General features: G+C 55.7%; 24 protein-coding genes. 12 read left to right on the top strand and 12 right to left on the bottom strand.

What is annotated here, in order from left to right:
* Window positions 1-6: 6 nt before the first annotated feature.
* The 5 genes from FHX08_RS29810 to FHX08_RS29790 all read right to left on the bottom strand — a co-directional run bounded on the left by FHX08_RS29810 (window position 7) and on the right by FHX08_RS29790 (window position 4,771).
* Window positions 7-1,293, bottom strand: coding sequence for a glycosyltransferase (locus tag FHX08_RS29810; protein ID WP_132657685.1), 1,287 nt, complete (start codon window positions 1,291-1,293; stop codon window positions 7-9).
* A 57-nt stretch (window positions 1,294-1,350) separates the two neighbouring features.
* Window positions 1,351-1,818 carry an acyltransferase gene (locus tag FHX08_RS29805; RefSeq protein ID WP_132657683.1) on the bottom strand — a complete coding sequence of 156 codons (468 nt, stop codon included), beginning with the start codon at window positions 1,816-1,818 and terminating at the stop codon, window positions 1,351-1,353.
* Entirely contained in the window at window positions 1,818-2,969 is a 1,152-nt protein-coding gene (locus FHX08_RS29800; protein WP_132657681.1) for a glycosyltransferase, read from the bottom strand. Before FHX08_RS29800 ends, FHX08_RS29805 begins: the two co-directional genes overlap by 1 nt.
* A 32-nt stretch (window positions 2,970-3,001) precedes the next feature.
* Window positions 3,002-4,072 (bottom strand): endo-1,4-beta-xylanase, encoded by a 1,071-nt coding sequence (locus FHX08_RS29795; RefSeq protein ID WP_132657818.1) that lies wholly within the window; start codon window positions 4,070-4,072, stop codon window positions 3,002-3,004.
* Window positions 4,073-4,165: 93 nt separating this feature from the next.
* Window positions 4,166-4,771, bottom strand: coding sequence for an SGNH/GDSL hydrolase family protein (locus FHX08_RS29790; RefSeq protein ID WP_245508385.1), 606 nt, complete (start codon window positions 4,769-4,771; stop codon window positions 4,166-4,168).
* Window positions 4,772-5,246: 475 nt separating this feature from the next.
* Here FHX08_RS29790 and FHX08_RS29785 point away from each other — a divergent pair, with 475 nt between their 5' ends.
* Complete coding sequence (locus tag FHX08_RS29785) at window positions 5,247-7,529, top strand: polysaccharide biosynthesis tyrosine autokinase (protein ID WP_409527429.1); 2,283 nt, start codon at window positions 5,247-5,249, stop codon at window positions 7,527-7,529.
* A gap of 61 nt (window positions 7,530-7,590) precedes the next feature.
* Here the strand turns inward: FHX08_RS29785 and FHX08_RS29780 are convergent, their stop codons facing one another.
* The 3 genes from FHX08_RS29780 to ung all read right to left on the bottom strand — a co-directional run bounded on the left by FHX08_RS29780 (window position 7,591) and on the right by ung (window position 9,968).
* A complete protein-coding gene (locus tag FHX08_RS29780; RefSeq protein WP_132657678.1) occupies window positions 7,591-8,199 on the bottom strand; it encodes an alpha/beta hydrolase in 609 nt (202 codons plus the stop codon).
* 14 nt (window positions 8,200-8,213) lie between these two features.
* Window positions 8,214-9,146 carry a VOC family protein gene (locus tag FHX08_RS29775; protein WP_132657677.1) on the bottom strand — a complete coding sequence of 311 codons (933 nt, stop codon included), beginning with the start codon at window positions 9,144-9,146 and terminating at the stop codon, window positions 8,214-8,216.
* Window positions 9,147-9,275: 129 nt separating this feature from the next.
* On the bottom strand, window positions 9,276-9,968 hold the full coding sequence (ung, locus tag FHX08_RS29770) for a uracil-DNA glycosylase (protein WP_132657675.1): 693 nt from the start codon (window positions 9,966-9,968) through the stop codon (window positions 9,276-9,278).
* Window positions 9,969-10,254: 286 nt separating this feature from the next.
* Between ung and FHX08_RS29765 the strand changes: the two genes are divergently transcribed.
* The 6 genes from FHX08_RS29765 (at window position 10,255) to FHX08_RS29740 (ending at window position 17,683) form a co-directional block, all read left to right on the top strand.
* Complete coding sequence (locus FHX08_RS29765) at window positions 10,255-11,679, top strand: phosphomannomutase (protein ID WP_132657673.1); 1,425 nt, start codon at window positions 10,255-10,257, stop codon at window positions 11,677-11,679.
* 43 nt (window positions 11,680-11,722) lie between these two features.
* Window positions 11,723-13,150 carry a mannose-1-phosphate guanylyltransferase/mannose-6-phosphate isomerase gene (locus tag FHX08_RS29760; protein WP_132657672.1) on the top strand — a complete coding sequence of 476 codons (1,428 nt, stop codon included), beginning with the start codon at window positions 11,723-11,725 and terminating at the stop codon, window positions 13,148-13,150.
* An 86-nt stretch (window positions 13,151-13,236) separates the two neighbouring features.
* The gene (locus FHX08_RS29755; RefSeq protein WP_132657670.1) at window positions 13,237-14,553 is read left to right on the top strand and encodes a UDP-glucose/GDP-mannose dehydrogenase family protein; all 1,317 of its coding nucleotides are present in this window, start codon (window positions 13,237-13,239) and stop codon (window positions 14,551-14,553) included.
* 401 nt (window positions 14,554-14,954) lie between these two features.
* Window positions 14,955-15,599, top strand: coding sequence for a class I SAM-dependent methyltransferase (locus FHX08_RS29750; protein ID WP_132657668.1), 645 nt, complete (start codon window positions 14,955-14,957; stop codon window positions 15,597-15,599).
* Window positions 15,596-16,225, top strand: coding sequence for an alpha/beta fold hydrolase (locus FHX08_RS29745; protein WP_132657667.1), 630 nt, complete (start codon window positions 15,596-15,598; stop codon window positions 16,223-16,225). Before FHX08_RS29750 ends, FHX08_RS29745 begins: the two co-directional genes overlap by 4 nt.
* A gap of 189 nt (window positions 16,226-16,414) precedes the next feature.
* Window positions 16,415-17,683 carry an acyltransferase gene (locus FHX08_RS29740; protein WP_184328120.1) on the top strand — a complete coding sequence of 423 codons (1,269 nt, stop codon included), beginning with the start codon at window positions 16,415-16,417 and terminating at the stop codon, window positions 17,681-17,683.
* A gap of 49 nt (window positions 17,684-17,732) precedes the next feature.
* Here the strand turns inward: FHX08_RS29740 and FHX08_RS29735 are convergent, their stop codons facing one another.
* Together FHX08_RS29735 and rpsU are read right to left on the bottom strand one after the other, a co-directional pair.
* Window positions 17,733-17,927, bottom strand: a complete 195-nt coding sequence (locus FHX08_RS29735) for a hypothetical protein (protein WP_132657663.1) — start codon at window positions 17,925-17,927, stop codon at window positions 17,733-17,735.
* Between the two features lie 68 nt (window positions 17,928-17,995).
* On the bottom strand, window positions 17,996-18,232 hold the full coding sequence (gene rpsU / locus FHX08_RS29730) for a 30S ribosomal protein S21 (RefSeq protein WP_132657662.1): 237 nt from the start codon (window positions 18,230-18,232) through the stop codon (window positions 17,996-17,998).
* 494 nt (window positions 18,233-18,726) lie between these two features.
* Here rpsU and xth point away from each other — a divergent pair, with 494 nt between their 5' ends.
* On the top strand, window positions 18,727-19,524 hold the full coding sequence (gene xth / locus FHX08_RS29725; protein ID WP_132657661.1) for an exodeoxyribonuclease III: 798 nt from the start codon (window positions 18,727-18,729) through the stop codon (window positions 19,522-19,524).
* Here the strand turns inward: xth and FHX08_RS29720 are convergent.
* Complete coding sequence (locus tag FHX08_RS29720; RefSeq protein ID WP_132657659.1) at window positions 19,478-19,774, bottom strand: hypothetical protein; 297 nt, start codon at window positions 19,772-19,774, stop codon at window positions 19,478-19,480. The two genes, xth and FHX08_RS29720, sit on opposite strands and share 47 nt — an antisense overlap.
* A gap of 194 nt (window positions 19,775-19,968) precedes the next feature.
* Between FHX08_RS29720 and FHX08_RS29715 the strand changes: the two genes are divergently transcribed.
* On the top strand, window positions 19,969-20,523 hold the full coding sequence (locus FHX08_RS29715; RefSeq protein ID WP_132657658.1) for a hypothetical protein: 555 nt from the start codon (window positions 19,969-19,971) through the stop codon (window positions 20,521-20,523).
* Window positions 20,524-20,586: 63 nt separating this feature from the next.
* Here FHX08_RS29715 and FHX08_RS29710 read toward each other — a convergent pair whose 3' ends face one another.
* Window positions 20,587-20,850: a hypothetical protein gene (locus FHX08_RS29710; protein ID WP_184328119.1), complete on the bottom strand. Its 264-nt coding sequence runs from the start codon at window positions 20,848-20,850 to the stop codon at window positions 20,587-20,589.
* A 204-nt stretch (window positions 20,851-21,054) separates the two neighbouring features.
* Here FHX08_RS29710 and FHX08_RS29705 point away from each other — a divergent pair, with 204 nt between their 5' ends.
* Genes FHX08_RS29705 through treS form a run of 3 tightly spaced genes read left to right on the top strand, consistent with a single transcriptional unit; the run spans window position 21,055 to window position 23,338 of the window.
* Window positions 21,055-21,297, top strand: a complete 243-nt coding sequence (locus FHX08_RS29705; RefSeq protein ID WP_312862221.1) for a hypothetical protein — start codon at window positions 21,055-21,057, stop codon at window positions 21,295-21,297.
* A 13-nt stretch (window positions 21,298-21,310) separates the two neighbouring features.
* Window positions 21,311-21,685: a GFA family protein gene (locus tag FHX08_RS29700; protein ID WP_132657652.1), complete on the top strand. Its 375-nt coding sequence runs from the start codon at window positions 21,311-21,313 to the stop codon at window positions 21,683-21,685.
* 9 nt (window positions 21,686-21,694) lie between these two features.
* Window positions 21,695-23,338 (top strand): maltose alpha-D-glucosyltransferase, encoded by a 1,644-nt coding sequence (treS, locus tag FHX08_RS29695; RefSeq protein WP_184328118.1) that lies wholly within the window; start codon window positions 21,695-21,697, stop codon window positions 23,336-23,338.
* Window positions 23,339-23,358: the final 20 nt, after the last annotated feature.

Below are 23,358 nucleotides of genomic sequence, written 5' to 3'. Positions count from 1 at the left end.
ATCGACCTATTGTTTTGATGAGATCTTTGAAAGCTCGTTCATCAGAACGCGAGCTTGTGTCCGCTCATTATATTCGCGCTCTATGATCGCGCGGCCTGCCTTACCCATTGCCAATAGAAGTTCCGGCTGCGATCCAAGCTTTTCCATTGCCGCTGACAGAGCACCAACATCGCGCTCGCCGACGAGGATGCCTGAAGAGCCGTCCGCTACAAGTTCCGGGATGCCGCTATGGTGCGTGCTGATCACGGGCAATCCCATGGCCATTGCCTCCATGATCGAAACAGGAATACCTTCCATATCCCCATTGGCCGCGACCACACTGGGCAAAACAAAGATATGCGATTGGTCCAGCATTGCCCTGACATCCTGATGCGCAAGCGCTCCATGCAAGGTGATCCTGGCGTTGGATTGGGAGATTGCTTGAATCTCTTGAAGATCCGGACCGTCTCCAATGACGTCGAGGCAAATGTTCAGGTCAGGCCGACGCGCTGCCAAAGCTTTGAACGCCTCAACCGTGTAACGGTGGCCCTTTTTCTCCGTCATTCGACCGATCGTGATGAACCGCGTCGCTTCGCCAGGGGCTGCAGCGCGCTGCTTGTATTTGAAGGCATTGGAATCGACACCAAGACGGATGGTGCGAATCTTGTCGGAGGGCGCCCCGAGCTCCACAAGGCGGCGATGCCAGAAATCGCTGATCGGAATCAGCAGGTCTGCCTCAGCGAACAACGTGTCATACGCGTCGGTCGATTCGACGAGATATTGCGTGATGTCATAACCATGAAACACGGTCGTTATGGGCGACCTCACCAGACCATGTTTTTTCAGGTCGGCAATAACTTTGCCGGCAGGCCCGAAATGGCAATGAACGATGCTGTCGGGCTGAGACTGCAGTCTGTCTGCAATGGCAAGCTTCGTGGAAAACGGCACCACGGAATCGCCACTACGTGCTGCCGACAGAATATTCGGAAGCAATGCAGGATTCCTGATCAGCAGCTTTGACGCAGCTCTCACCGCCGCCATCAACCGTCGCGCCCGACCGGAACTCTCCGCTCCATTGAAGATCGTATCAACTCGATCTTCGTAACCATAGACTTTCGGAAGATTCGAGCGATTACCCGAAGGTGCCTTGCAAGAGAGCACCCTGATATCACCGCCGAGTTCGGCAATGCTGCGGATTTCATTAAATACGAATGTCTGGCTGAGTTCAGGAAATGACAACGAGAAATAAACAACGGGAAAAGGTTCAAATTCCCTCGTCGCCTCTTCCACATTAATTCTCTGAGAATAATTCATGTTTACGCTCACCCTGCTTCGTCTCCGACGCCAATTGCCAGAAGTTTTTGGACGAAATCATTCCGCGGGTTCGTCGACAGCCATGCGTCCGTAACGTGAAATAATCTTGATATCGCTTCTAATAATTTTGGCAGGATTGCCGACCACAAGCGAGCGCGAAGGCACACTCTTCGTTACAACAGCGCCGGAGCCGATGACACATTCGTCACCGATCTCAACTCCCGGCAAAATAATGCTTCTCGCACCGATGAAGCACCTTTTGCCGATCCGTGTGTCAAGAAAAAGACCACGTGTAAGATCGTGGGTCAGTATTGCGGCTTCGAATGCAACATAAGTCTCTTCTCCAATATGCATGCCCTTGGGATTCGTCTTGTCGAAACGCACACTTAAGGAAAAGCTGGCGGTTGGATGGATGTCCATGCCCCAGAATTTCGTGTAGTAGAGCCACTTCAGTTTGACGATCGCATTGCGCCATCGACGAAATGAGTAGAGACCCCATTTGGGCTGGTTTCCATTCTTAGCCATCACGCGCGCCTCGCTGCCGCAAACTCACCCAGAACCGCGTCGTAATAGTCTTCGAGCAGCCGGGTCTGATGGAGGATATCGAATTTCTCCGAGACCATCGCTGCCGCCCGGGCGCTGAAAGCAGCCCACATATCCGTATCGTTCAAGAGACGCCCTATCGCATTTGACATGCCAGCGGTGTCTCGTTCGGCAACCAGAAAACCTGTTGCCCCATCTTCGACAGCCTCACCGACTCCGCCTGAACGAAAAGCGACGACCGGCGTCCCCACAGCCTGAGCTTCCAAATTTGCGAGACCGAAAGCCTCTGCATGACCATTTTCCAAAGTCACACTCCCATGTAGATAGAGCTCGGCTTCGGCAAGCAGGTTTTTTATGTGCACCTGCGAAAGGTTTTCATAAATCGTTACCTTTGGCAAGCTTTTGCGCGCCAAAGCCTCGATTTCTCCCCTTAAAGGGCCATCTCCGACCATGACAAACTCGATCGGATTACCTTGCGCTGCAGCATGAGACAATGCCTCGATCATGTAGCGATGCCCCTTGTACTCGATGAAGCGGGCGACAGAAACGACCAACCCCTTGCGCCGCTTCGCCGACGACCCTTTGAACATCGTGAGGTCCAAACCGATGTAGTGGCGCAGTATCCGTTGTTCCGGAAAACCGATTTCCAGCAGCCGTTCGCGAATGAAATCGGATACCGCGATACTCCAGCCGTTCCAACCTGCCATCTGTTTGCGACCGTGCGAGAAGAAACGCACCTGATTGAAGCCGCCCGGACCTTTTGGGTCGCCGCTATATGTCGCGTCGAAGCCATGAAAAGTCGTGATGAGTGGCAGTTTGGCAGACTGTGCAAGCGGTCCGATCACGTAACCGTTCTTACCGAAATGGGCATGTATGAGGTGTGCTTTTTTAGTGACCGGAAAGAGTGCCGGAATGCCGATCCGGGGAATCTTCAAAAGTAGTTCCCCCGCACGCATGCGAGGCGAACTTCTTATGTTTTCGACCTCTATCTTCTCTTGTTGAGTATGGGCGGAATTAACCCGGGTTCCTGCGAGGATTGTCGCTTTGTAATTCCGGAAAGATTGCGCTTGATTGATAATGAACGACTGACTTGGGGGTAAAAAAGTTTCGACGTAGATGGCGACATTTTTCACGATAAACTTCCGGATCTTGATGTTCGGCGGACTTATAGGCTGTTAAGGGCAGCCGTGAGACCTTCGACTGTACTTCTTGGCTCGTTATTGTCGTCGTAGAGATTAATGTATTTGCGGCAAGCGCCGACGGGCTTCGGCTCCAGCTCTCCGTATTTTTCGGCCAGCCCCCAGACCGTTACGCCCTTTAAATTGGCGCTTTCTGCGACAGTCGTAACGAAAGACCCGAAGATTTTGCCGTAATCGGCCTCAGTAAATTTCTTGTCTGCGTAGGTGAAGCGGCACGAAGCATCGAGTTCCGTGATAAATACGGAAAGGCCCATACCCTTCAGCTCTCCACAGAACCGTGAAACGCCGGCCTCATCAAGCTTGTCGAGGCCTGGGCGAAAGTGCCCCTGAAGTCCAACCGCGTGGATCGGCGCACCCTTTGCGAGCTGGGCCTCTATCAGTTTCAGGAGCAAAATTCGTCGTTGTTCGAAATTCGAGCCCGCCTTTTCCAAATGAGCTTCATTGAGAACAAGAGTCGCGTCCGGGTCAGCCTCGTGGGCGGCTAGAAAGCTTTCCGTCACATAGTCGTCTCCCAGCAAATTTTGAATTGCCCAGGATCGCATCTCCGCGACATCGTACTCCATCGGTTCATTGACGACGTCCCAGGCATCGACCCTACCCTTGAAATGATCGACGACCGTGCGGACATGACGCAGCATGACGTTGCGGGCCTCCTCCGCATCTTTAATCCGAGACACCCAGGTCGGGACGTTTTTCCACACGAGCGTATGGCCGTAGCTTTTCATGCCTTCAGCTTCGGCGAATGCAACGATCGCATCTGCTTCACCGAAGGCAAATTTGCCGGGTGACCGTTCAGTACCCACCCATTTCATCGCATTACGGGCAGTCAATGAGTTGCAATGTGTCCTGTAGAGATTCCTTAGCCATTCGTCCTTTAGGTTCTGGTAGTCGATGGCACTGCCGAATCGAAAGCCTTTCCTGTCCGCCAGGCTTCTCAGAGAATCTTCAATTTGCGCGGATGCCTCACTGAGATATCCATAGCTCATCAGGCCTGTAGCTGCGCCAGCAGCAGCTTTCAGAAACTCACGTCTATGCATTTGCAAGATCTCCAATGACTGCAATTCTGCTTCAAATTGCCGTTGAATGAAGGAGTTCACGTCTCCGGCAGGTGATAGTCCGGACAATGACGGCTATTGTTTGCACGCTGACCCTGAAATGCGATTGACGAGTTCGGGAACGATGATCTGCGATGCCGCCTCGGGCTTTGGATGCGCGCCATCCGGTATTGCCCGCTCACGTTCCGCCGGCGCAAGCTGCATCCAGAGACCCCGAAAATCTACAAACTCCAGGTGTCTATTTTGCGCCTCCTGCTTGTGTGCCTCGATATAATCATCAACGAATGGCCGGATGGCTCCGCGAATCCCGGAAAAGGGATTCATTGCCATAACGATGATCCGAGCGTCGGGAAGTCTCTTGCGCAATTCATCGAGAATGTAGGCCATGTTGGTTCGGCTGGCGGCCACAGAGACAAAACGGTGGAGGGTGGCATCGTTCGCGTAAAACTCGACCAAAACGATGTCCGGCCTCTCCGCTACGACCCTATCCAGATGCGTTTTCGCCCAATATGAGGTGGCACCGCTCATCGCGACTTTTGTCACCTTGACCTCGCGCCCGAGACAGGACGACAGCTGCCTCTGCAAGGAGGGCTGCCAGCCGCCGACATCCGTCAACGACGTGCCGAAGCTCACGATCTTCAGTTCCGACGCGGACGCCATCACGTCATGAGCACCGAACATAATTGCGACACCTAATAATACGCCGCGCATCCGACTCGCCACCTTGTTGCCGATCATCGGTTTCGTCTGCGACCAGACCCGACGAGCTACGAATTGTTTCATCAGCCAAGCGGCTGCGGATGCCATTTTCACAGGTCAATAGGTTAACGCGTCAGAAACACGAAACAATGGCAGCGCCTGATTTTTTTGCACTGCACACAAACAACTTGCCATTGGTAGCGCCATATTTCGAAACTATCACAGATGATGGTCTCTGCGATCAACTATTTGAATTTTTAAGAAATTCAACAAGAGCACGCTGGGCTTGAGATCAGCAAAAGAGCTCAACTCTAAGAGATTCTTCGGAATCGGCGGGTTCCAGTGGTATATTGAAAATGCAAAGTGTGTCGTGTAGCTGTTGCGCTGCACGACGAATTTTTTCCTCAAAGGGGCGATACGGTGAAATAGCGCCATGGTTGCTCAGATGGAGGTAGGTTTGCTCTCACCCGAAAAAGCGATTCCGAACAGCGACTACGAGTCGGTCGGCGACGACCAGGAAGAGTTTATCGATTTTGAGAAACTGTTCTCGATAGCGAGACGGCAATGGATGGTCGTAGCCGTTTCGATATTCGTCTTCTTGCTGCTGGGCATTGCCTATCTTCTCACCGCCGTCCCGCAGTTTACTGCGACAACGAGTGTGCTGATCGATCGCGGTAACAGCGAAATTCTGAATCAACTGGCAAATATGGGCGTTCAGGTTGATGACGATGGCGCCATCTTGAGTGAAGTCGAGCTTTTCAAATCCGACACGGTCGGACTGGCCGTCGTTGACAAGCTCAATCTGCTCGACAACCCGGTTTTCATGTCGGCCCCGCCGTCACTGTCAAGTATGATACGGTCCGCGTTTAATGTTCGGAAATGGTTTTCCGACAGCAGCGATGGGGTGGTTGATCAAGATGTGCGACGCATGAAGGCTGCCACGAACGTGGCAAACAACATGGATGTTGAGAGGACGGGTAAATCCTATGCCCTGTCGATCAGCTATACATCGACTTCACCGGAACTCGCAGCCAGCATCGCTGATTCGATTGCGAATGCATATCTTCTGGATAAGCTTAACTCAAAGTACGATGCAACCAGAAGAGCCAGCGACTGGCTGCAGAAGCGAATTGACGAGCTTCGACAGAAAGCGCTTGATTCGGATCTGGCTGTTCAGAAATTCCGATCTGAGCATGGGCTTGTGGCCGTGTCGACGAACGGCAGCTCATTGCTGCTCAGCGATCAACAACTGTCCGAGCTCAACAGCGCCCTCATAACGGCGCAGTCCGATACGGCCAAGGCGCAGGCAAAATATGATCGCGTGAAAGCAATCATCGATTCCGGCAAAACGGATGCGATCGTCAACGACGTGCTTGATAGCTCCATCTCGAACGACTTGCGCAAGAAGTACCTCGAAGCTTCCAAGTTCGAATCGGAACTGGAGGCGCGCGTTGGAGCGGACCATATACAGGCGGTAAAACTGCGCGGTGAGATGGCCGAATATAAACGGCTCATGTTCGAAGAGCTGAATCGCATTGCCGAGAGCTACCAGAGTGAACTGGAAGTGGCTCAAACACGCGAGAAGTCGTTGGCAGATAGCGTGGCGCATGCGACCGGCATTTCCAGCGCGGCGAACGAAACGCAGGTGCAGCTTCGCGAGCTCGAGCGCAATGCAGATACATACAAGAACCTCTACCAGACCTTCCTGACGCGTTTTCAGGAGGCGAGCCAACAGCAGTCATTTCCGATCACCGAATCTCGCATCATTACGAAGGCGCAGGTTCCGACGCGCCCAAGCACCCCGAAGAAACCTTTGATACTAGCGCTGGCGATTTTCGCCGGAGCAATGTTTGGGGGCAGTATCGGAGCCTATCGCGAATTCCGCGACAGGTTCTTCCGAACGGGTGAACAGGTCAGAGATGAGCTGGGCATGGAGTACATAGGCCATGTTCCACTCATGTCCGAGGCGGAACTCGCCCCTCCACCCGCCACTTCCTCCGGCTCTCCACGTGACTTGAGCGATGTGAGTTTGGCGACGCGGTATGTGGTTAATCACCCGCTTTCGGCCTTTGCCGAAACGCTCAGAAGCGCCAAGCTTGCTGTCGATATGGCCAACCCTGGAAAGCGGTGCAAAATCATCGGCATCATTTCGAGCTTGCCTGGCGAGGGAAAATCGACAGTTTCGATCAATTTCGCGCAACTCTTGGCAATGCAGGGCTCTCGGACTCTTCTGCTGGATGGCGACCTGCGCAATCCCGGGGCAACCCGCGCAATAGGCAGGCACGCCGAAAACGGGATTATCGAGACGCTCCTCGATAAAAGACCGGTCAGAGATTCTGTCCTCGTCGACAGCAAGACGAAACTCGCCTTCGTTGCAGCGGTCGTCAAACGCCGCATGCCTCACTCATCTGACTTGCTGTCGTCGCCGCTGATGGCAAACCTCCTGGAAGAGATGAGCGGCTTTTTCGATTATATCGTGATTGACCTGCCCCCGCTTGGCCCCGTGGTGGATGCCAAGGCCGTCGGGCCGATGCTCGACGCCTCGCTCGCCGTCATCGAATGGGGCCATACGTCCAGACGAGTCGTTCGATCGACGTTTAGCAGCCACCCGGAATTGATACAGAAATGCCTTGGCGTGATACTGAACAAAGTCGATACGGCCAAATTGAAACTCTATCATTCGTATGGCTCGGGCGAGTACTATTATAGCCGTTATTCGGCCTATTACCACGAATCCTAAAACGCCTTCCCTAGTGGAACATGAAATGCATTGTGCGGCGAAGTTCGCCGCACAATTTTGCTCAAGCGTACCTCGCAAAGAATTTGCCGATCGCCTCGATTTCGTTCGGGCGGATATCGTGACCGCCTGAATGCCATTCCAACTGCACATCGGCCTTCTGAGCCTCGAAATAGCCGGAAAGCGCTTCAGTCAGCGCGGCCGGCGAGATCGGGTCGCGCCGACCTGCCGTGATCAGGACCCTGCGCCCGTTGAGATCGGGATTGGCGTGCGGACGAAAGGGAATGAGCGGATGGAGCAGTGCCGCCGCATCGAACAGACCCTTTTCGATGAGTACGTTCGCCAGAATGTTGGCGCCGTTCGAGAAGCCGAGACCGAGGATCTTGGAGGCCCGGTGTGTCGCCGTCAGATCCTGGACATAGTCGGCCATCTTCGCAGTCGCCCGCTCGAGATCGGCCATGTCATAGACCCCTTCCCCCGTGCGCTTGAAGAAGCGGGCTGCGCCATATTCGGAGACATCTCCGCGCGGTGAAACGATTGTCGCTTCCGGGAGCAACCGTCTGCCGAAATCGAAGAACTGGTTCTCGTCACCACCGGTTCCGTGAAGCACGAAAAGGATGGGTTTGCCGGGTGCACCGGCATGCAGCCGGTGCATATAACCACTATCGGTCATTGTCCTATCTCCCTTTAGGCTTCGAGCGGCTGCAGGTGCTGTTCGATGAGAGCACGCAAATGAGCGTGCTGCTGCGGCAGCTTCAACGCTTCGCCGAGATGGGCGGTGTCCTCGTCGCGGTCGAAACCGGGCTCGTTGGTTGCGATCTCAAACAACACACCGCCGGGCGTGCGGAAATAGATCGCCCAGAAGTAATCGCGATCGATGACCGGGGTAACCTGATAACCCGTGTCCATCAGCGCCTTGCGCACTTCAAGCTGCTTCTCGCGGTTTTCGACTGCGAAAGCGACATGATGGACGGAGCCGGCACCTGGAAGCGCGCGGGCAATATTCGGCATGGTCTCGAGGTCGACGAGATGCGCCCCGTTACCGCCGGGCATGATGAACCGCTTGACGCCATCTCGTTCTTCCTGAACCTCATACCCCATGAATTTCAGAAGCTCGGCGGTGGCGCCATCATCCCTCAGCCGCATGGCGACGGAGTGGAACCCTCTGATAGCCTGATCCTCGCTGATGCCGCCATGTGTCCAGGGAGCGCGGGTATCATCCTTGACCTCGACGAGCGAGAAACCGTCGCCGTCAGGACCAGCAAAATTCAGGCGCTTCTCGCCGAAGCTTTCCTCAGCTTTCAAACCGCCGACGTTGAGCTTCGTCAGCCGATCGCTCCAGAACCCAAGCGAGCCCTGCGGAACCGAGTAGACTGTGGTGCCGACCTCACCGGTACCCGGACGCCCTTGCGGCATCTTCGGGAACGGGAAATAGGTCATGATCGTGCCCGGCGTGCCGGTCTCATCACCGTAATAGAGGTGATAGACGTCAGGAGCGTCGAAATTGACGGTCTTCTTGACGCGGCGCAAGCCCAGCGCGTTGGTGAAGAACTGGTTGTTGGTGCGGGCGTCCTCCGCCATCGATGTGACGTGGTGCAGACCCTTGATTTGATCGAGCATTTGAGACCCCTTTCTGCCCGCGTCAGGCGGGCTTTCGATGGGTCATAGATGAGCGCTTCCGTCCGTTTCTCATAGCCCGGCAAGCCGACACGCATTGTCTTCATTTTGTGAACGACAACAGGAAGGCGTTCAAGGATTGACAGGAAGCTGCCAGTCTATCGGTACGCGACCATGCGATTGCAGGAAGGCGTTCGCCTTGGAGAAATGACGCGATCCGAAAAAGCCGTTATGGGCCGAGAGCGGCGATGGATGCGGCGCCTTAAGCACTAAATGTCGTCGCGCATCGACAAAAGCCGCCTTCTTTTGGGCATAAGAGCCCCAGAGCATGAAAACGGCAGCTTCGCACTCATCGTTCACCTTGCGAATGACGGCGTCGGTGAAGCGCTCCCAGCCCTTGCCCTGATGCGAGGCAGCCTGCGCTTCTTCCACGGTCAGTACGCTGTTGAGCAGCAGCACTCCCTGCTGAGCCCAATGTTCCAGGAAGCCGTGCCGAGCCGGCGCGATGCCGAGATCCGTCTCCATCTCCTTGTAGATGTTGACAAGCGAAGGCGGAATACGCACGCCCGGCCGCACGCTGAAACATAGGCCATGCGCTTGCCCCACGCCGTGGTAAGGATCCTGTCCGAGGATTACCACCTTAACCTTCGCAAGCGGAGTGAGGTCGAGGGCGCGGAAATATTCGCTCCCCTTGGGAAAAATCCGCCGGCCGAGTTCCTTCTGCTCCAGCAGGAAGGTCTTGAGTTGCTGCATGTAAGGACTAGCAAACTCGCCTTCGAGAGCCGCCTTCCAGCTCTCCTCTAGAGTGACTGACGTCTCGCTCACGACGCACCTCCGGATCAACGCGGTTGATGTAGGACAGCCGTTCTAACAAAAATGTCTATGCCCGCAATACACAACAGATGCAGCGCATACCCTCTGTCTCGCAAAAGCGAACAACTGTCATAAATCGGAAATTCATTAATATTAGCAAAAGCTCTGGCAACGATACGTAAATGATGGCAATACTTCGGTTATGTCGCCTGCCGATTTAACTATGTCCTGATTTTGCTGTTTACCCAAGCAAATCAGCACAGTAGAAACGGTCGTTCACAGCGCGAGGGTGTTTCGCATGAAGTTTGGGACTAGCGGCCTTCGCGGTCTGTCGGCGGATCTCAAAGGACGCTCTTCGGCGCTATATGCCACTGCCTTCGGCAAATACTTGCTGCAAAGCAAGAGAGCAGAACCGGGCGATCCCGTTCTGATCGGGCGTGACTACCGCGACTCCAGCCCGGGGATCGCGGGCAATTGCGCCGGTGCGCTGGCAAGCCTCGGATTCGAAGTTCTCGACTGCGGCGCCGTTCCGACTCCAGCACTTGCACTTTATGGCCTCGAGAGAAAGGCCGCGTGCCTGATGATAACGGGTTCGCATATTCCTGCTGACCGCAACGGCATCAAGTTCTATCGCCCTGACGGCGAGATCGACAAAACGGACGAAGCCGCAATTACCCGGCTCGCCGCCGAAATCGAAGCCTCCGGCGAGGCTGTCGTCAGCACGCCGGCCGCCTCCGAGGATCACTCTGCGCCCTGTCTGCAGCTCTTCTTCGAGCGCAATACGGGCCTCTTGCCCAAAGCAGCACTCGCTGGGATGAAGGTCGGCGTCTATCAGCACAGCACCGTCGCCCGCGATCTGATGGTCGATATCCTCGCCTATTATGGTGCCGAGGTCGTCGCCCTTGGCCGATCCGAAACCTTCATTCCTGTAGACACCGAAGCCGTGTCCGAAGAGACGATCGCCCTTCTGAAGAGTTGGGCTTCAACGCATGGCCTTGACGCGATTGTTTCCACCGACGGCGATGGCGATCGTCCGTTGGTTGCCGACGAGAGCGGAACGCCGCTGCGTGGCGATCTCCTCGGATTGATCGCGGCGAATTTCCTGGGCGCCGGCACCGTCGTCACGCCAGTCACCTCCAATTCCGGCATTGAGGCGGCCGGATCTTTTAGCGTCATCCGTACCCGCGTTGGCTCCCCCTTCGTGATCGCCGGCATGGAAGAAGCGGTTGCCGCTGGCAAGGATCTCGTCATGGGCTTCGAGGCGAATGGTGGGATGCTGACGGCAACACCTTTCGACATTAACGGTCGCAGTGTGCGAGCATTGCCCACTCGCGATTGTTTCCTGCCGATGCTGGCGACGCTTTCGCTTGCTGCGATCCGCAGGGAGCCGCTTTCGGCCATTGCAGCCTCCTACAAACTGCCCTTTGCCGCCGCCGACCGCCTTGAGAATTTCCCGGTCGAAACCAGCGCAGCCTTGATGAACTACCTGCGCGCATCCGATGCCAATCTTGCGGAGTTCCTGCAACCGATCGGGGAAGTGGGTTCGAAAAGCGATATTGACGGTTTGCGCGTGACGTTGCGTGATGGCAGCATCATTCATTTCCGTCCGTCTGGCAACGCGCCGGAAATGCGGTGTTACGTGGAAGCCGAGGGCGAGACAGGTGCCTCCGACCTGTTGCATGCCGGACTAACCCGAATTAAGCGCTGGGCAGAAACCCGGTAAGCATGCGACAAATTTAGCCGTTCATTTCGAGGAAGAACATCCGATGACACAGAAAATCGTCCCCGTGATCATGGCTGGCGGCAAGGGTACACGCCTTTGGCCACTCTCGCGTGCAACCGCGCCGAAGCAGTTCATCCAGTTCGTTGGGGACAAGACGCTGTTTCAGGAGACCCTGGTCCGCGTTGCCGATCCGGCACTTTACGAAGCTCCCATCGTCGTGACGAATGAGGATTTTCGCTTCCTCGTTGCAGAACAGGCACGCGAACTCGATATTCGCCTCGCCGCAGCCTTGCTGGAGCCTGTTGCCCGCAATACTGCTGCGGCAGTGGCTGCAGCAGCAAGCCTGGCTTCAGAGCATTTCGGTAAAGATGCTATTATCCAGATGCTGGCATCCGATCATGAGATTCTTGCCGACGAGGCTTATTTCGATGCCATCCGCACCGCGCGGGATGCAGCGGCGAAGGGCAAGCTCGTTACCTTCGGCATTACGCCGACGGAGCCGGCGACAGGCTATGGCTATATAGAGGCAGGTAAGCAGATCTCGGGCGGTACGCACGAGGTCAAGCGCTTCGTTGAAAAGCCAGTTCGCGAAAAAGCCGAGGAAATGTTGGCCGCCGGTGGTTTCTACTGGAATTCCGGCATCTTCATGTTCCCGGTCGCCCAACTGCTTTCCGAAATGGAGAATTATGCACCGGATGTCCTGAAGGCGGCCAGCAAGGCTGTTTCCGGAGCGACACGTGATCTGGACTTTACACGTCTCGACGCAGAACAATTCGCAAAGAGCCCGGATATTTCCATCGATTATGCAATCATGGAAAAGACGTCCCAAGCGGTGGTCGTGCCTTCCGCCTTCAAATGGTCAGATCTGGGCAGCTGGGATGCCATATGGAAGACCGGCGTTCAGGACGAAAACGGTAACATAGCCGCCGCCAATACAACTGTCGTCAACACCCGCAACTCGCTCGTCATGACTCATGGTGTGCATCTCGCCGTTCAGGGCATGGACGATGTAGCGGTCATTGCCAGCGAGGACGCTGTCTATGTCGGCCCGTTGAAGGAAAGCCAGCAAGTCGGTAACCTCGTCAAGCTGCTTGCCGGGCAGAAGAAGACGTCAAAGCTGACGGAGACACACCCCACCTCCTACCGTCCCTGGGGAGGCTACACGTCGATCTTCAATGGCGACCGTTTCCAAGTGAAGCGTATCTTCGTCACGCCAGGCAAAAAACTGTCGCTACAGAAACACCATCACCGCTCCGAGCACTGGGTTGTCGTGAAGGGAACGGCGGAAGTTACGATCGGTGAAAACGTACAGATGCTGCGCGAAAACGAATCGGTCTATATCCCACTCGGCGAGGTCCACCGTCTCGCTAATCCCGGCAAAATTATCCTGGAACTCATCGAAGTCCAGACCGGCTCCTACCTCGGCGAAGACGACATCATTCGCATCGTCGACGAGTTCGGCCGCTCTTAACATTCCATTAAAACGCCATTTAGGCTTGATTTGTTGCGTTGCAGCATATAGCCCAAATGGCGTTATTTTAACTTGGAGACAGCTTCATGCGTATCGTTATGATTGGTTCCGGTTATGTCGGCCTCGTTTCTGGCGCCTGCTTTGCCGACTTTGGTCACCACGTGACTTGCGTCGATAAGTCCGAAGCAAAAATTGCGGCGTTGGAAGCCGGCGAGGTGCCGATTTTTGAGCCTGGTCTCGAGGCTATTATTCAACAGAACCGCGAAGCCGGACGCCTTGATTTCTCGACAAACCTCGTTCCCTCGGTCGGCGAAGCGGACGTCGTTTTCATCGCTGTTGGCACGCCGTCACGACGCGGCGATGGTCATGCCGACCTGAGCTATGTCTATGCTGCGGCGCGTGAAATCGCTGCCGCCGTCAAGGGATTTACGGTCGTCGTGACAAAATCCACCGTCCCGGTCGGCACTGGTGACGAAATCGAGCGCATCTTCCGCGAAGAGTTCCCGGAAAAGGATATTGCTGTCGTTTCCAATCCGGAATTCCTGCGGGAAGGCGCGGCTATCACCGACTTCAAGCGTCCCGACCGTATCGTGATCGGCACGGAGAACCCCCGCGCCATCGAGGTTATGCGCGAGGTCTACCGCCCGCTCTATCTCAACGAAGCGCCTCTCTACTTCTGCGAACGACGGACGTCGGAACTCATCAAGTACGCCGCCAACGCCTTCCTGGCGATGAAGATCACCTTCATCAACGAAATTGCGGACCTCTCCGAAAAGATCGGTGCGGATGTCCAGAAGGTTGCCAAGGGCATCGGCATGGATAAACGCATCGGCGATAAATTTCTGCATGCAGGCCCTGGTTACGGCGGCTCCTGCTTCCCGAAGGATACGCTCGCGCTCGTCAAGACCGCACAGGACTTCGACAGCCCGATACGTCTCATCGAGACGACGGTCGCGATCAATGACAACCGTAAGCGCGCGATGGGCCGCAAGGTCATCGCCGCCTGCAATGGCGATGTGCGCGGCAAGAAGATCGCCATCCTTGGTCTGACCTTCAAACCGAACACCGACGACATGCGCGATGCGCCATCGATCACCATCGTTCAGGCTTTGCTCGACGGGGGCGCCGCAGTCCATGCCTTCGATCCGGAGGGCATGGAGGCCGCAAAGAGCATGCTCGGCCCGATCACTTACGGCAAGGACCCCTACGAGATCGCCGTTGATGCCGACGCAATCGTCATCGTCACCGAATGGGAAGAGTTCCGTGCGCTTGATCTGAAGCGCCTTAAAACGATCATGAAAACTCCTGTGATCGTTGACTTGAGGAACATCTATTCTCTGAGTGACGTGACTAAACATGGCTTCGGTTATTTTGCCATCGGCAAGAAACCCGAGAAAAGATAGGAACGGACGACCTTCGTTGCTGGAAAGGCGGGCTTCGCTGGCCCGCCGCCTGCTGCCGGATCACTCTCAAGAGCCCGGCTTCGCCTGTAACGATGTCAGATCGAATTGCGGCATCTGGCTGCCGGCGCATTTTTCCCGCCTCCGCCGCATCATCTCATGGCTGCCTCAACAGTTCCTATCGCGGCACCAATCGAGCGTTTCTTCGGCGAAGTCGACCACTCCGCCGAACCTCTGACATTATATACTGTCCGCAAGAAACCTACAGAGCTTATGGCGCTTAACTGTTCGCCGCTGTGGTATTAAGCGCGACGAATAGGTCTTGCGTTACTTTATTTTTCTCCAGCAGCTGGCTTTTCTACTCGGTTTATTTTTTATATAATTAATAAACGATGTAATCAGGCATGCAGGTAATCACCTTGCGTAGCGCAGACGACAATGCTGATGATTACATCCACTGGGCCCCAAACCTTTCGCAGGCCTATATCTATCCTGCTGTCGTTCGCGAGCTGAAACGCAATTCCTCGATTCACGCGGTTTTCGAGATCGGATGTGGCACCGGTGATGTCCTGCAACGTTTGTCCGTAGATGGCTTCAAGGTTTACGGTATCGATCCATCGCTGGATGGCATCAACCAGGCCAGAACGAAATATCCGATGCTTCCTGTGGAAATCGCATCAGCCTATGATCGCCTTGTCGACAAATACGGCGAATGGGATGCCGTTCTGTCGCTTGAGGTTATAGAGCATCTCTATCGCCCTCGTAAATTTGCCAAAACCGCCTTTGATCTCCTTCGGCCTGGGGGTCTATTCGTGTTGTCAACACCGTTTCACGGGTACTGGAAGAACCTCGCCCTTGCCGTCGCCGGAAGGATGGATGAGCATTTTATGCCTCTCCGAGACCATGGGCATATAAAGTTTTGGTCAGAAAAGACTATCAATACGCTTCTTGTTGACACAGGATTCCACCGTATAAGGATCGTTCGGACCGGACGAATCCCTACTTTTGCAAAGTCGATGGTGGTTTTCGCGACCAGGCCTCACGGATGACGAGCTTTCTGATCATTGGACCCGAAACCGCCAACTTCACCATCCTTCTCGCGCATGGCGCGGGCGGAGCGATGGATTCCGCCGCAATGACGGGTCTATCGAAAGCACTCGCAGATGGCGGCTTCAGAATAGCGCGTTTCGAGTTCGCCTATATGGCGCAACGGCGCCTGACCGGAGCGATCAAGCCTCCACCGCGCGCCGACCATCTCCTGGATGAGTATCGTGCCGCGATCCATCAACTGGACGCCGGCAAACTGATCATCGGCGGCAAGTCGATGGGAGGCCGCGTTGCAAGCATGATCGCCGATGAGACTTTCGCGGCAGGAAAAGTCAGGGGCCTGCTCTGCCTCGGATATCCGTTTCACCCACCAGGAAAACCCGACCAGCTTCGCACTGCGCATCTGGAAAGCCTTCGCACGCCCACTCTGATCTGTCAGGGAACACGCGATCCCTTTGGATCAAGGTACGAGGTCTCATCCTATACGCTGTCAGATCAGATAGATTTCCTCTGGCTGGAAGATGGCGACCACGACCTGAAGCCGCGGAAGAAGATTTCCGGCTATTCCGTCGCCGATCATCTGCGGCGGCTGTCGGAACGCACGACGACCTGGGCTGAACGGTTGTAGTAGCCTCACTCTCACAGCGCCGGATATTTCGATGATATCAACGGCTTCATCAATATTTAAACCTGTCCGCTAAACACTTTTAAAAGGTTTGCTTGTCGAATGACGCCCTCGCGCATCAGCGCAGAAATCAGGGCTTAAAACAAGGTGCGGCTTTTCAGGCCGGCTTTGTCATCCGATGAGAAATCAATCATGAGCGCGATCGAAGGCAGGAAGATCGACAGCAATCTTTCTATCTATCTTGATTTACTTCGGCTCGGCGCGGCCGTCGTCGTATTCCTCTCCCATGCGCATATTTTCCTGCTCCCCTCTATCAAGATCGGACCCCTTGGTTGGGGTCGGGAAGCAGTCGCCATCTTCTTTGTTCTCTCAGGATTTGTCATCAGCTACATCCGGCAGGTGAGCGAAAAGGAATGGCGGATATACCTCGTTGCCCGTATCGCTCGAATAATGCCCGTTGCCCTGCTGGCGATCGCGGTGATCTTCGTCGCCGACAGCATCGGGATGCGCGCGAACGCTTTTTACTATGATTTCATCAATACCGGATTTTTCAGGCCGATATCACTCGAAGCCGCCCTGGCCTATGTGACCTTCACAAATCAGTTGTGGTTTGTGCATGCCGTTTTCGGCAGCGGCGAGCCTTATCGGTCGCTGGGCTTCGAAGTTCAGTACTACCTGTTCTTCGGGTTGTTCGCTTTTTCGCCGCGGCGCGCGAAAGTACCATTGCTATGCCTTTGGGCTGCTGCTGTTGGTCCGAAAATCCTGATGTATATGCCGCTGTGGCTCATGGGCTGGTCAACGATGAAGTGGGTCATCGAACGTCCGCCATTGCAGCGCCCCATCTCAATCGCAATGATCGGCGCATCGCTTGCACTATTCGTCAGCCTGAAATTTTTTGCCGATCGCGCAGCGACCAACATGTACGAGACCTGGTCATTGTCTCAGGAGGCGACTAATTTCGTATATTTCAATCTCATCGGTCTTGCCGTGGTCCTGCACCTCATTGGCGCGGCATCGCTGCTGTATCAGGCTCCAATACTGTTCAAGAAGACAGGTCCGGCGATCAAATGGTTGGCTGGTGGCAGCTTTACGCTCTATCTGGTCCACCAGCCGCTCATCCTGATGTTTGCGTCCTTCCTGCATCCGGTGGAGGAGCATATTCCGATGGCGGCGGCTTTGCTCGTCGCCTGCTTCATCCTTTGCTTCCTGCTGGCGGAAGTCGCCGAACGCCGGAAGAAGTTTTTCGCCTCACTCATCGTGACCCTGCTGCCGACGCTGGCGCAAACGAGCCACAAGACACCCGTCAATACTGTTTCCGACACAGTCCCTTCGGACGATGCAGCGCCGTCTGCCTCGCAGCTCATTCAAGTCTTCGAGGAAATGCAAAACGCTCTCGATAGAGAAGAAAAAGCGGGCGACACTCATGATGCACCGCCTCGCGACCGCGTATCGCGCGCCTGAGCGATCGACCTCCATTCCCTCCGGCTCTGGCTGATCTGGTGCACTCGCCTCAGTGAACGCTCGGGAGCTTCACCGCAGAGGCGAAATCCTCCGCGACGAGTTCGCTGATCGCGATCAATGTTTCTTCGACCGTAAAACCGGAGGCGACGGTCGCATCGATCAAGTCCTGCAGATCCGCTCCAATGGCCTCACGACAATCGTCAAGCCGATCATCGGAAACCGTCAAACTACGCAACTCTTCCATGATGTCCTTTTCCAAAATAGAGGGTTCGTGTCGAGCGCCGCAGGCATATTGCGGCGCCGCATCTGTCATCAGCGTGTGGATGCGCGGCGCCTTGCGGCCGGCAGAAGCCCTTCGCGCTGCATCCTTTTGCGTGCAGCCTTGCGCTGTCGGGCAATCGCCTGGGCTTTTTCGCGGACACGGCGCTCAGAGGGTTTTTCATAGGCCCGTCGCTCTTTCATCTCCCGAAATAACCCTTCGCGCTGCATTTTCTTCTTCAGAGCGCGGAGCGCCTGCTCAACATTGTTGTCTCTGACAATGACCTGCATGTTTTCTCCTTTCGGATGATAGCGTTGAGCCCGCTCGGCCTGGGCAATTCCTCGGCATTAAATCTGTGCGAATGGCACAGTCGGAGGCAGCCTTGGATGAAAACGATCAAAGGATTGCGCTTTGTCACCGTGCTGTGCCGGTGCGATTACCATCTGTGCGGAACCAGCTCATGATTGCTGTTGCGAAAATCCTGCGGGACCGCGCATCCTCAAGAGGAGCTCTTGTCGTTTTGTGGGCCTTGCCCAGTCGGTACGGGTGGTCCCACGTAAGTAAGAACAACATGATGGTATTGCAAGACAGTCCGATCCGCCTCGACCACCGGCCGATGGGAACTTTCTGAAGCCACGCACATTCCCTTCGCCGAGTGCGGACCGTGTCAACCGGACGCGATAGGGATGGTGAACATGGCGATTTTTCCGGTTTCCCGCCATGGCTAACGAAACGGCAGACGAGCACCCAACCTGTCCGGTCCGCCTCGCCGCCCGGAGGTCGATTGAAAATAGCAACCTATAATATCAACGGAATTATCGGTCGCCTTCCGATACTCCTGCGATGGCTGAGAGAGGATGCGCCTGATATCGTCTGCCTTCAGGAACTAAAAACTTCCGACGACAAATTCCCTCAACGGGACATCGAACGTGCCGGCTATCGCGCCGTCTGGCATGGCCAAAAGAGTTGGAACGGTGTGGCAATCCTTGCGAGAAATGTTTTGCCGGTGCTTACGCGTCGAGGTCTGCCAGGGGATCTGGACGACAGCCACAGCCGCTATATCGAAGCTGCCGTAAACGGGCTTTTGGTCTGCTGCCTCTATCTTCCAAACGGCAACCCTGCTCCCGGCCCGAAATTCGACTATAAACTGCGCTGGTTTGGTCGACTGCATGACTACGCAGGAGAGCTCTTGGATCTTAAAATTCCGACCCTGCTCATCGGCGACTTCAACGTCATGCCAACCGACATGGATGTCTATTCTCCGGAACGCTGGCGCGATGACGCCTTGTTCAGGCCCGAAGTCAGAAAAGCCTATGCCAGGCTGGTTCAACAAGGATGGACGGACTCACTTCGCTACCTTCACCCGAATGAGCGAATCTATACGTTCTGGAAATATTGGAGAAACTCATTCGAACGCGACGCAGGACTGCGGCTCGACCATGTCCTTCTCAGTCCCGACCTCGTGGGACATCTTCGCTCTGCCAGCGTCCGCCGCAATCCTCGAGGGTGGGACCATACCAGCGACCATGCGCCGCTCATGATCGAGCTCGATCTCCCCTGCGCGACCGGCCGGAGCCGGTAACTTCACAAGTATAGAGCGCGGGTGAGACCTCTTCGTCCGCACGATCCGGAAAAAGCTGACGACGCATGCGATCAAGGGTCTCAGCTTCCTTCCGCGTTCTTGCGAGCAGATCGCTGGTGACATCGCCGTAGCGTGAGCCGTCCGCCGGAGCAACGCCGACAGTGCCGCCGCTCGACAGGAAGTCGCAGAAAGATCGCACCGATCGAAGACGCGTGGTGATCTCGATATAGTAGCTATCGTGTCCGGCCATTGCTCATCTCCTTTCGTCCCCAAAGGTTAATGCGCACTGCGTCAATATGATGGCACTTTTCGAGCCTTAGAGCACCACGAAAGGCACTGAGCCATGCTAGCGGGCGTCGGTCACCGCGCCAGCATAGGAAGTTATTCTCTTTTGACAGGAACATTCACCCTCCGGCTGCCTTTGTCCTCGCAAGGAGAATTGCCATGGCCGACGCTCGCACCACCTTCCATGAAGTCCTGTCGGAGATCGAAACGCTCGCGACTTCAAACGCAGCAGTCCATTTCGGTCGCTGGACCGTCGAATATCTGACTCGACGCGAGATATTCTTTCAGTTTTCGGGAAATCGCAGTCACGCAGGCGGAGATGCAATGGGGCACCGGTTTGACGGTACACGCGAGACGTTGACAGCCCTGCCCTCAGACCTGCTCGTTCCCGCCATCGCGGACTTCGCCAAGAATGCGATCACGGCCTTCTACATCGGAGCAAGTACGTCGGTGACGGCAATCGCCCGGGAAGCCGTCGATTGCTCCGTGCGGGCACCGGAAGTGCTGCGGGTGGACATCACCGTCGATGATGAGGATCTGTTCGCAGGCACGAGATCCCTGACAAGGCTGGCCTTTGTCGGGCTCTCTGCCAACGAGGGATGGTCGCCGCTTGTTCCATGTGCCGACGTCCTGACCACCAGTGACATGATCCATCCGTTCTGGTGCCACGGCAGACAAGTGGCCCGAGCAAGGCTGCCACAGATCAGGATCTGATGAGACGACGTCCCGCCAGATGCGAGTTGTTCGCCCCGCTGCGAGCGACGGTTTGATGGACGTTCAATCAAATAGCTCACCACGTCCAATCTGTCCTTGCTTCGCATCGACATCGCTGATTACCGGATCGTCGGCAGGACTGGGATCTCTGGTGTTTGCGTCTTTGAGAGACTGCGCCGCCTCAACGAGCGCCACAGTCATTTCATCCGTGCCCCAACCCGCGGCGTTGGCATCGGCGATAAGTGCCTCCAGGGCAGCGCGGGCGGCATTGGTCGCGTCCTTAAAACGACGCGTGGGATCACTGCTTGTCGGGACTGGAAAACTCATATGCGTTCCTTTCGAGGTTGGAACTAGGTATCGCCCTTGAAGTGAACGCAGAGAGCGACAAATGGATGCGTCGTCCGGCAAGTCGTGCGCGAGCTTCGGAACCAATCGCCAGCGCATCGGTTGATATACTGAATCCGTGCCAAAGGAGACGCGAACCGGCAGAATGGCCGGAGGGAGGTTTCGATGCATCTGAACGGAGCAAAGGTGACCCATCAGCAGCAAGCTTGGCATATCGACTTTTTCGGCGACGCCGGCGAGCAGCTGACGGTGCGCCTTCCCGACGCGGCGGCGCTGAGCGAAGAAGACGCCATCGACTGCGCCAGGAAGATGATGGTGCAGTTGACAGCCTTCGGCACCCGAGGCGGCGTACCAAGCCTCAATCGTTACGACAGCTTGAGCAACGGCAATTTCGACGACGACGAACAGCCCTCTGGAATGAAACATTAAGGGATCGCCTTCGATGACAATACGACACGGGAGCTGCAATTGCGGCAAAGTGCTTTATCAGGTGGAGGGCGAACCAAAGCGCATCGGGCTCTGTCATTGTACCGACTGTCGACAGGAGAGCGGTGCGGCCTTCACTTATTTCGCTGTCTGGCCCGCGTCCGCGTTTAAAACCACCGGGGAAACTGCGGTGCATCATGGCCGCCGCTTCTGTCCCGCCTGCGGCTCGCGGGTCTTTGCCAGCAACGAAGACGAGGCCGAGATTAAACTCGGAACTCTTCAGGATGCGCCGACCGGCCTCAAGCCCACTTATGAACTTTGGATCAAACGGCGCGAACCCTGGCTGCAGCCGGTCGAGGGCGCCGAACAGTTCGTGGAGGATCGGATTTGATAGGTGTAGATGTCGGATAGCGAGCTGCAGCATCCTCTTTGGCACAAGGATGCAATCATTTATCAATTGCACGTCAAATCATTTTTCGACGCCGATGGCGATGGAATCGGCGTTTTCCAGGGGCTGACGCAGAAGCTGGATTACCTGGCACAGCTCGGCATCAACACCATCTGGCTGCTCCCATTTTACCCGTCGCCGGGTAAAGACGACGGTTACGACATCTCCGACTATGCGGGCATCCGCCCGGAGTTCGGAACGCTCGACGACTTCAGTCGGTTTGTTGAGCAAGCCCACGCGCGGTCGATCCGGGTGATTGTCGAACTGGTCGTCAACCACACGTCCGATCAGCACCCTTGGTTCCAACGGGCAAGACGAGCGCCTCCGGGATCACCCGAGCGTGACTTCTATGTCTGGTCGGACACGGACGAGAAATTCAAAGAAACCCGCATCATCTTCGTTGATGCCGAGAGGTCCAACTGGACCTGGGACCCCTTAGCAAAATCCTATTTCTGGCACCGCTTTTATTCCCACCAGCCCGATCTCAACTATCGAAACCCGGCAGTAGTCGAGGCGCTTCTGAATACTATGCGCTTTTGGCTGGATCTCGGCGTCGATGGCTTCCGTCTCGATGCCATTCCGCATCTGGTCGAGCGGGACGAGACACGCAACGAGAATCTGCCTGAAACTCATGCGCTTTTGAAACATATCCGCAGGACTCTTGACAGCAGTTATCCCGGCAAGGTGCTTCTTGCCGAAGCCAATCAATGGCCGGAGGAAGCACGCGAATATTTCGGCAAGGGCGACGAATGCCATATGGCTTTCCATTTTCCGCTGATGCCGCGGATCTTCATGGCGATCGCCAAAGCCGACAAACAGCCGATCGTCACCATTGTCGGCCAGACATACAATATCCCGAAGAGCTGCCAATGGGCGATCTTCCTAAGAAATCACGACGAACTGTCGCTGGAGATGGTCAGCGAAGAGGAACGCAACTTCCTCTGGGATACCTATGCGGCAGACAAGCGGGCGAGGCTCAATCTCGGTATCCGCCGCAGGCTCGCACCGTTGATGGGTCAGGACCGCAGGCGCATCGAGCTCCTGCATGTCCTGCTCCTATCATTGCCGGGCAGCCCGGTACTCTATTACGGCGACGAGCTGGGGATGGGTGACAATATCGATCTGGGAGACCGGAACGGAGTGCGCACTCCGATGCAATGGTCGCCAGAGAGGAATGCCGGCTTTTCGACCGCACCCGAACAGCAGCTCTCTCTGCCGCCGATCGACGATCCGCAATATAGCTTCAGGGCGATCAATGTCCGCGAGCAGGAAGGCGATCCGCATTCGCTGCTCAACTGGCTTCGCCGCATCCTGCAGCTGCGCAGAGCGCATCAAGCCTTCGGGCGCGGAACGATCCGTTTTCTGGAAAACGACAACCCGGCCGTGATCACCTACCTGAGTGAATATGGCGAAGAGAAATTGCTCTGTGCCGCCAGCCTATCGGACGCATCCGTGGCCACCGATGTGCAACTCGTTGGTTTGAAGGGCCGAGCCCCGGTCGAACTCATCAATGGTGAGCCGTTTCCCGAAATTTCCGAAACCGACTACCGGCTGACCTTTCAGCCCTATGGCTATTATTGGCTGCGCCTTGATTGAACTTTTTGGGTCTTGAAAGC

Source organism: Rhizobium sp. BK529 (assembly GCF_014194105.1).
GTDB lineage: Bacteria > Pseudomonadota > Alphaproteobacteria > Rhizobiales > Rhizobiaceae > Rhizobium.
Note: the sequence above shows the minus strand (reverse complement) of the source record. Positions and strands in the feature narration are given on the sequence as shown.